Annotated in this window: 4 protein-coding genes; all 4 read right to left on the reverse strand. The window is 68.2% G+C overall.

Annotation, left to right across the window (positions count from 1 at the left end; translation table 11 throughout):
- Positions 1-7 precede the first annotated feature (7 nt).
- Positions 8-1078, reverse strand: a complete 1071-nt coding sequence (locus ACFDTC_RS06550) for a PotD/PotF family extracellular solute-binding protein (protein WP_375258079.1) — start codon at positions 1076-1078, stop codon at positions 8-10.
- A 130-nt stretch (positions 1079-1208) separates the two neighbouring features.
- Complete coding sequence (locus tag ACFDTC_RS06555; protein WP_375258080.1) at positions 1209-3221, reverse strand: CocE/NonD family hydrolase; 2013 nt, start codon at positions 3219-3221, stop codon at positions 1209-1211.
- 70 nt (positions 3222-3291) lie between these two features.
- The gene (locus tag ACFDTC_RS06560; RefSeq protein WP_375258081.1) at positions 3292-4590 is read right to left on the reverse strand and encodes an acetyl-CoA carboxylase biotin carboxylase subunit family protein; all 1299 of its coding nucleotides are present in this window, start codon (positions 4588-4590) and stop codon (positions 3292-3294) included.
- A 126-nt stretch (positions 4591-4716) separates the two neighbouring features.
- On the reverse strand, positions 4717-5799 hold a 1083-nt coding region (locus tag ACFDTC_RS06565; protein ID WP_375258082.1), incomplete at its 5' end, for a glutamate ligase domain-containing protein.

Below are 5799 nucleotides of genomic sequence, written 5' to 3' on the forward strand. Positions count from 1 at the left end.
GCAGGGATCAGCCGGTGACGAGTTCCGACCACTTCTGGTTCACCCAGTCGGCGCGATCGACGTAGAGGTCGTAGCGCGGCAGGATGGGCTCGATATCCGACGACACGGCGGCGAATTCCTCGTCCGTCAGGTCGGTCATCTCGCGCGGGACGGTGGGCGCGGTGCCCACGAAGCGCGACAGCTTGGCCTGGATCTCGGGCTGCGCCATGTAGTCGATGAACACCTGCGCGGGCTCGATCGCGCTCGATGCGCGCGAGACGACCCAGGACCCGGAATCGAGCACCGCGCCCTCCTGCGGGAAGGTCGAGCGCACGGGCTTGCCGTCGGCGGCCGCAAGGCCCGTGACGTCGTGGTAGTACTGGCCCATCGGAATCTCGCCGGTCTCCAGCGCCTGCTGGAACTGGCCCTCGTCGCGGTACCACAGGCGGACGTTGGGCTTTACCTCGGCCAGCTTGTTCATGACCTCGAGCACGCCCTCTTCGGCGCCGAGGATGTCGGTGCCGCCGAAGAAGCAGGTCGCCGTAATCTCGAGCAGGAACGAGTTCGACGCCAGCGCCAGAAGGCCCAGCCGGTTCTCGTTCGCGGGGTCCCAGAAGGCGGTCCAGCTTTCGGGCGCCTCGGGGTAGACGTCGGTGTTGGTCACGAGGCTGATGAACCAGCTGACCGCGCCGGTGCCGTAGAAACCGCCGTCCTCGTAGGCATAGAGGAAGTGGTCCGGCAGGTTCTCGACGTTCGGCATGGCCGAACGGTCGAGCGGCGCCCAGAGCTCGGCCTGCTCGCCGCGGATGCGGGCCACCTGCGCCATCATCGACACGTCGGCGGGCGCCTGCCCGGCGCGCGCGGCCTGCTGCAGCTGGACCAGCCAGGCCTCGCCGGTGGGCTCGGCGATCGACTCGACTTCGATACCCGTGGCGGCGGTGAAGTCGGGATAGATGTGTTGCTGGAAGCTTTCCTCGAAATAGCCGCCATAGGTGCCGACCTTCAGCGGCTGGCCCTGCGCGCGCAGGATCGATGGCGCGGCCAGCGTGCCGAGGCCCACGGCGCTGGCGGTCGATAGAAAGGCGCGTCTCTTCATCATGATCGTTCTCCCTGTGTGCGGTGGCCCGGCGCGCGGTCTGGCGCGCGCCGAAGCCGTCCTTGTTTCACAGGGTACGCGACCCGCCGCCCCTGCGAAAGTCAAGGCGTGACCGCGCCCGCGGGCGCCCGGTTCAGACGAGGTGGCGCGGGATCGTGCGTGTCCAGTCGAGGTCGCGCACCAGCGTCTCGCCCTCCCAGGCCTGCAGCCGCGCGGTGATGTGGAACGAGTCGCGGTCGCAGGTCAGCGTGGTGTCGGTGACCGTCTTTACCGACCAGTCGCCGCGCGACATCTCGTGCACCCAGACCACCTGCCCCTCGGCCGAAAGCGGATCGTACGGCAGCACCGAGTAACGTTCGCGCACGTCGGCGGAATGGAACAGGTCGTGCGGCGTGATCCGCGCGGCGCCCTCGTGGTCGAAGGCCTCGACCACCACGCGGCCGGTGTCGCGATCCTCGGTGACGCTCCAGCCGGAATGCGGCTCGATGTGGTAATCCACCGGCAGCGGCTCGGCCGCGCGCGGCGGGTCGAAGCGGTCGGGCGCCGTGGGATCGCCGGTGCGCACCGGCAGCGTCAGCGCGCATTCCGCCGGGATCAGCGTGAGCGTCACCGGTTCGGGCGCCGGCCAGATGATAGGGAAATAGCAGCTGGACAGTCCCAGGCGGATGCGATGCCCGGCGCGGAAGCTTTGCGCCACGTGCTTCATCTCGACCTCGGCGGTGTAGGTCTCGCCGGGCACCAGCGCCTCGGGGGTCTCGTGGCTGTCGCGGTGGGTCAGGTTCAGCACGCCGTAGCTGACGCGCGTCGCGGCGCCGTCCGGTGCCACGTCCATCAGGCGCGCGGCGACCTGCGCCACGGGATGGTCCACCTGGAAGGTCAGGGTGATGGTCGCATCGCCCGCGATGTGCACGTCCTCGGCCAGCGGCTGCGTCTCGAACACCAGGCTGCCGGCATCCTCGCGCCGCTGGTCGCCCGGCTGGTCGCCGCGCTTGGCGTAGGAGCACCACTTGCCCGCGTGCGAGCCGACCCAGAGCGGCGACGCGATGTGCAGCCGGTCGTCGGGCTGCGCTTCGCCGCCCAGCCGTCCGTCCGTGCCCAGCGCGAAGGCGCGGCGCTCGATGTTGGGCGACGGCCAGGCCGGTTCGGTGATCCAGTGCCCGGCACGCTGCGCATAGTGGCTGCGCGGCTCGGCGTGATCCTGCAGGAACAGGCGCAGCGGATCCTCGTCCATGATGCCGGTGTCGCGGCCCTTCAGCCAATGATCCCACCAGCGGGTTTCCTCGGTCAGCCAGTCGATCGCGGGGCCGGGTTCGCCCAGATGGGGATACTTGTGCGACCACGGCCCGACGATGCCCTTGGCCGGCGACTTGAGCGTCTCGACCAGCCGGAAGACCGCGCGGCAATAGCCGTCGGCCCAGCCCGACACCGCGTAGACCGGGACTTCGATCGCGCCGATATCCTCGCAGACCGAGCCGTGCTTCCAGAACGCGTCGCGCGTCTGGTGGCGCAGCCATTCCTCAAGCCACAGACCGGATTCGTCCAGCCGCTGGTGCCACATGGCGCGCCAGCGCTCGCCCACGTGGACCGGGTCGGGCGGCAGCGTGTTGATCCCGAACATCACCGACGCCCAGGACAGGTGATCGCACAGCAGCGCGCCGCCCATGTAGTGGATGTCGTCGGCGTAGCGGTCGTCGGTCGAACAGATCGTCACCACCGCCTTCAGCGCCGGCGGCTGCAACGCGGCGAGCTGCAGGCCGTTGAATCCGCCCCACGAGATGCCGACGATGCCCACGCCGCCGTCGCACCAACCCTGATCGGCGATCCAGGCGATGGCGTCGCAACCGTCCTGCAGCTCGAGCGGCGTGTACTCGTCGGTCATCAGTCCTTCGGATTCGCCGGTGCCACGCAGGTCCAGCCGAACATAGGCGTAGCCCTGCGCCGCGATCCACGGCGCGCGGGCATGGTCACGCTCGAGCGTCTTGTCGTTCTTGCGGTACGGGATGTATTCTAGGATCGCCGGAACGGGTTCGTCGCCGGCGTTCTCGGGCATCCACACGCGCGCGGCGAGCCGGGTGCCGTCGGGCATCGGGATCTCGAAATGCTCGATCTCGCGCACCGGGCGCGGAAGGTCGGTGTCAATCTTCATGTGCTCGCTCGCCTGAATTCGATGGGCCAGAGGCGCTTGTCGTCCTTCGCGACGGCGAAGTCCACCGGCGCTATTCCACGATGTCCGTGAACTCGTAGTTCAGGCGCTTCATCACCTGCTCGTAGTTCCACAGCAGCTTCGACTGCTTGCCCGCGCCCATCCAGACCGAGGCGACCGCGAAGCTGTAGGCGTCCTGCTCGGGCAGTTCGGACAGCTTCATCCCCTTCGACACGTAGGACGTGATGCGCGTGCCCTCGACCTGCTCGGCCGCGACCTCGATCTCGGCCTTCGAGGGCGCGCGCGCGATCGTCGCGTCGCGGAAGAACACGCGGTAGAAGAACTCGGCCGCGACGTTCTGCGGCCCCTCGCGGTGCGGCAGGTCCGGCTTGCGCCCGAGGCCCAGGTCGACCGTCACCTGCTGGTGGCTGACGCCGTCGACCATCTCGAACAGGTCGCAGTGCGACTGCGCGATGCGGGTGTTGATCTCGAGCAGCCAGATCTTGTCCTGCACCTCGTCCCAGTAATACTCGATGTTGAAGCCCGCGTTGTCGTAGCCGATATGCGCCATGATCGTGCGGGTTATCTCCCACATCTTCTCCTGCACCTTGGGCGGCAGCTGCGACGGGTAGAGGTAGTAGAAGAAGCTCAGCACCTGCGGGTAGCGGATCGAATCCACCGTTCCGTAGGGCACCACCTCGCCGTTGTGCACGTAACCCTCGACGGTGCATTGCCGGCCGCCGATCACCTGTTCGGCCATGCAGTAATGCCCCTCGATCGCGCGGATGTCGTCGGGCAGGTCGGCCTGGCTGAGGACATGGTCGAACGGCTCGCCGATCGAGCGGATCTCGGCGCGCAGCTTCTCGGTGGCGAAGTCGAAATCCTCGGGGCTGTCGATGCGGAAGCCCAGCCGCGAGCCCGAGGACTTGATCGGCTTCACGAAGAACGGGAAGCGCAGGTCGGCCTCGCCGATCTTGGCCAGCGCGTTTTCGTCGAACGGGTCGAAGGCGGTGAATTTCGGGATGTGGTCGGGGATCGACTCGCGCATCACGCTGCGCGACCAGAACTTGTGCTCGCATTTCAGCAGACTTTCCAGCGACGCCTGCGGCGTGTCGTATTTCCGGCACAGGATCGGCAGCATGGTCGAGACCGGAAAGTCGATGTAGCCGACGATGGCGTCGATCGAGCCGTCATGGGCGTCGAGCGTCGCCTCGGCCTCGGCCAGCATGGCGGGAATGTCGAAATCCTGCGTTTCCGAGACCTGCGCCGGGGTCAGCAGCTGATGGAAGCGGACATCCTCGACGCCGCGCAGCCGTTTCAGCCGCTCGGCGTTCAAGTCGTTGAGTCCTATGACGAAAACGTTCTTGGTCATTGTTGCGCCCTCCCGAGACGACGGTGCGTGGATGGGCCGGGCGGGAGCATCACGGTGCGGGCCGCCCGGCGCGGGTGGGGGTCGGGTCCGGCCGGACCCGCGCGCGGGCCACGACCGGTGCCCGCGTCAGGTCTGCGCCAGCTTCGCCTGCGTGGCGAAGCTGCGTCCCTTCAGTCGGTCGGTGGTGCCGGCGATGTCGTCGACAAGCAGCAACAGGAAGTCGCCCGGCTCGGCATATTCCATCGCGCGGTCGACAGCCTCGGCCTCGTCCATGATGATCTCGACCCGGTCGGCGCCGCCTTCGGCCGCCGCGCCGTCGCGGATCAGGCCCGCGACCTCGCCCTGCTCGCGGCCGCGGGCGTCGGTTTCGTAGACGATGACGGTGTCGCACATCCGCGCAAGCTGCGCGCCCAGCGCCCGTAGATCCTCGTCCCGCCGGTTGCCCGGCGCGGTCGAGACCGCGATCCGGCGCTGCGTGCCCAGCCCCCGCACCAGCGGTTCGAGCGCCACAAGCGCCGGCACGTTGTGGCCGTAGTCGATCAGGCAGCGCACGCCGTCGGCCTCGAAGTAGTTCGTCCGCCCGGGCATCTGCGCCGGCGTCGGATGAAAGGTCAGCAGGCCGGCGCGGATGTCGTCGATCTCGATGCCGTGGGCCAGTGCTGCACCGGCGGCGGCCATCGCGTTCTGCACGTTGAAGGGCGCGTGGCCCTCGAAGGCGATGGGAACGTCGTTGACCTCGACGATGTCGACCGAAAGCTTGCCGCGCAGCAGCACGATCTTGCCCTGCTTCACGGTCAGCACCATGCCGAGGCCGGCCAGGTGATCGGCCAGCGCGGGATTGTCCGGGTCCATCGTGAAGTAGATGATCTCGCCCCGCGCCCAGTAGGTGCCCTGGTCCATGACAAGCGGATCGTCGGCGTTGAGCACGCAATAGCCGCCCTCGCCCTTGCGCTTGACCGCGTCGACGACGACCGTCTTGCAGCGCGCGAGTTCGTCCAGCGTGTGGATGCCCCGCTCTCCCAGGTGGTCGGACGCGATGTTGAGCAGCACGCCCACGTCGGCCTCGTCGAAGCCCAGACCGCGGCGCATGATGCCGCCGCGAGCCACCTCGAGCACGGCATGCTCGACCGTGGGTTCGCGCAGCACGGCGTGCGCCGCGGCAGGGCCGGAATAGTCGCCGCGCAGGATGACGTTGTTGTCGATCTCGAC

It is taken from the genome of Citreimonas sp. (genome assembly GCF_042096055.1).
Lineage (GTDB): Bacteria > Pseudomonadota > Alphaproteobacteria > Rhodobacterales > Rhodobacteraceae > Citreimonas.